The organism is Mesorhizobium sp. ISC11, assembly GCF_037162595.1.
Lineage (GTDB): Bacteria > Pseudomonadota > Alphaproteobacteria > Rhizobiales > Rhizobiaceae > Mesorhizobium > Mesorhizobium ciceri.
Map to the genome: position 1 here is coordinate 5,857,501 of NZ_JAVSPW010000001.1, position 2,500 is coordinate 5,860,000.

The window sequence follows — 2,500 nt, forward strand, 5'->3', positions numbered from 1 at the left end:
AGAACTATGCTGAAGGAACTCGGCAAATTGCACGCGTAACTTCGGAAGAAGCGTGACCCTTTTCTACGCAAGTAGAGGAGGGTGGCACAGACCAGGGGGTAGCGACTGTTTATCAAAAACACAGGGCTCTGCGAAGTCGCAAGACGACGTATAGGGTCTGACGCCTGCCCGGTGCTGGAAGGTTAAGAGGAGGGGTGCAAGCTCTGAATCGAAGCCCCAGTAAACGGCGGCCGTAACTATAACGGTCCTAAGGTAGCGAAATTCCTTGTCGGGTAAGTTCCGACCTGCACGAATGGCGTAACGACTTCCCCGCTGTCTCCAGCATAGACTCAGTGAAATTGAATTCCCCGTGAAGATGCGGGGTTCCTGCGGTTAGACGGAAAGACCCCGTGCACCTTTACTATAGCTTTACATTGGCATTCGTAGTGGCATGTGTAGGATAGGTGGTAGGCTTTGAAGCCTGGGCGCCAGCTCAGGTGGAGCCACCCTTGAAATACCACCCTTATTACTATGGATGTCTAACCGCGGCCCGTTATCCGGGTCCGGGACAATGTATGGTGGGTAGTTTGACTGGGGCGGTCGCCTCCTAAAGAGTAACGGAGGCGCGCGATGGTGGGCTCAGAACGGTCGGAAATCGTTCGCTGAGTGCAATGGCATAAGCCTGCCTGACTGCGAGACTGACAAGTCGAGCAGAGACGAAAGTCGGTCATAGTGATCCGGTGGTCCCGCGTGGAAGGGCCATCGCTCAACGGATAAAAGGTACGCCGGGGATAACAGGCTGATGACCCCCAAGAGTCCATATCGACGGGGTTGTTTGGCACCTCGATGTCGACTCATCGCATCCTGGGGCTGGAGCAGGTCCCAAGGGTATGGCTGTTCGCCATTTAAAGCGGTACGTGAGTTGGGTTCAGAACGTCGTGAGACAGTTCGGTCCCTATCTGCCGTGGGTGTAGGAATATTGAAAGGATCTGTCCCTAGTACGAGAGGACCGGGATGGACGGATCTCTGGTGGACCTGTTGTGGCGCCAGCCGCATAGCAGGGTAGCTATATCCGGACGGGATAACCGCTGAAGGCATCTAAGCGGGAAACCCACCTTAAAACGAGTATTCCCTGAGAACCGTGGAAGACGACCACGTTGATAGGCCGGGTGTGGAAGAGCGGCAACGCTTGAAGCTTACCGGTACTAATAGTTCGATCGGCTTGATCGTTCTCATTCCTTATGCCCATCTGACAAAGTCAGATGGTCTGTTCTCACTCACGCTTGTTCCGCCCTGCGGGCGGCGCTACGTGGGTGCGGCGCATCAGCGCCGACGGTCGGTCGACCTTGCGAAGCTTCGCTTCGAAAGGCGCCAGACCAAGAACCGTAAAGGCACACAAAGACCAGCGAACAGCCCCGAGAGGCACCCGACAGCTCCGCTGCCGATGTCTCTTTGTGCCCTTCGCTCAAAAGCTTCTCGAACAACGTGCGTTTTGCCGACCTGGTGGTTATGGCGGAGCGGCTGCACCCGATCCCATTCCGAACTCGGCCGTGAAACGCTCCAGCGCTGATGGTACTTCGTCTCAAGACGCGGGAGAGTAGGTCGCTGCCAGGTCTGCCAAACGCACGTTGATCTCACATCCAAATCGGATGGAGAAAAATCTTCTCTTTATGAAATGGCCCGCCAAGGGATCACGGGCCGCGTAAGCGGCCCTTTCATTTGGTCAGCCATATACCTATCTGTAGGCCTCGGCTTACACAAAAATTGACGCGGGGTGGAGCAGCCCGGTAGCTCGTCAGGCTCATAACCTGAAGGTCACAGGTTCAAATCCTGTCCCCGCAACCAAATTCAAAAAAGCCCGCCATCGTGCGGGCTCTTTTGTTTTATGCCGTGCTGTGCTGCCGGCCTGTCATCAGGCGCCCGCAACCAGCCAAGCCAAGCCGCCAGACAGAAAACAAATCCTCTCCCCAAAACCAAACTTCAAAAACAGCCCGCCAGCCACAAATGCCCGCGCGCCGTTTTGATATGCGGCTGGGGGACTGCCGAAGCTTCTCGGAATACGCCGGATGGTCCGAAAGCGAAGCCGAAGCTGCGGGACAAAAGAACCAAATCCCGTCCCGCAAACCAAACTTCACTAAGCAACAGCCCGCCTGGCATCAGCCGGCGGGCTGTTCGCGTTCAAGGGACAATGGTGCCCGCAAGCGGCAGTCCTCGGCGCACAAAGAGGACTCAGCCGACAAGGTACGACAACAAAACAAAGCCTCAACAAAACAGCCTGCGGGCCGTTTGCGTTTGGGGGACCGGCAAGTGAAGCGCCAGGCCGCCGCCATGGCCGGATCAACCGAATCGGAGGCGGAAAAGACAAAGCCATCCGATCCTCGTGCCAGGCATCGGTGATGCCGGTGATGATTTACAGTCAAATACGAAATGAATTTGGTCGGGGTGGTGTTCTATTCAGCCGGCTTTTGTGGCCACCCTCGACCATGACAATGACTGATGGCCGCGAATATCGACCTGCATG

The 2,500-nt window shown here is 56.1% G+C and carries 1 tRNA gene and 2 rRNA genes (1 of these 3 cut by a window edge); all 3 read left to right on the forward strand.

Annotated features, from left to right (window positions below):
* A 23S ribosomal RNA gene (locus RPF88_RS28315) occupies nt 1–1,209 on the forward strand (it extends 1,613 nt beyond the left edge of the window).
* A gap of 269 nt (nt 1,210–1,478) precedes the next feature.
* Nucleotides 1,479–1,593: ribosomal RNA gene (gene rrf / locus RPF88_RS28320) — 5S ribosomal RNA — on the forward strand.
* A 154-nt stretch (nt 1,594–1,747) separates the two neighbouring features.
* Nucleotides 1,748–1,824: transfer RNA gene (locus RPF88_RS28325), tRNA-Met, on the forward strand.
* Nucleotides 1,825–2,500 lie beyond the last annotated feature (676 nt).